Origin of the sequence: Shewanella sp. SM29 (genome assembly GCF_025654245.1) — a bacterium.
Taxonomy (GTDB): Bacteria; Pseudomonadota; Gammaproteobacteria; order Enterobacterales; family Shewanellaceae; genus Shewanella; species Shewanella oncorhynchi.
Genome location: NZ_JAKKRN010000099.1, coordinates 1 through 568, shown reverse-complemented (window position 1 = coordinate 568; position 568 = coordinate 1). Strand labels below are relative to the sequence as shown.

The following is a 568-nucleotide window of genomic DNA, read 5'->3' as shown; positions in this document are numbered from 1 at the left end:
AACTCCTTGACGCGAAACGGGAAATGCGTAGAATACGCAGCCCTAGCCAACTGGAAGCGTTCGGCGCTCAGTGTGGTACTCAAGTTCTCTTACGAATATTGAGTTGCTCTTTAACAAGATAAAACAAGAAATCTGTGTGGGCACTCACAGGTGTTGAGTTAATCGAAACTGCTTARCCTTCGGGTTGGCAGTCAAAAATTTAAATCAATGTAACAATGAGTGTTCATAGTAATATGTACAGTTTGTTTCAACCCTTCTTTTATAGGGAGTGCKAGAAACAAAAAATCAGAATTCATTGAGCCGTTTGACGWAAGTCAAACAACAAAACTTTAATTGAAGAGTTTGATCATGGCTCAGATTGAACGCTGGCGGCAGGCCTAACACATGCAAGTCGAGCGGCAGCACAAGGGAGTTTACTYCTGAGGTGGCGAGCGGCGGACGGGTGAGTAATGCCTAGGGATCTGCCCAGTCGAGGGGGATAACAGTTGGAAACGACTGCTAATACCGCATACGCCCTACGGGGGAAAGGAGGGGACCTTCGGGCCTTCCGCGATTGGATGAACCTAGG

Annotated in this window: 1 rRNA gene; it reads left to right on the top strand. The window is 47.0% G+C overall.

What is annotated here, in order from left to right:
- Nucleotides 1–330: 330 nt before the first annotated feature.
- Nucleotides 331–568: ribosomal RNA gene (locus L5L77_RS22640) — 16S ribosomal RNA — on the top strand; the annotation flags it as partial.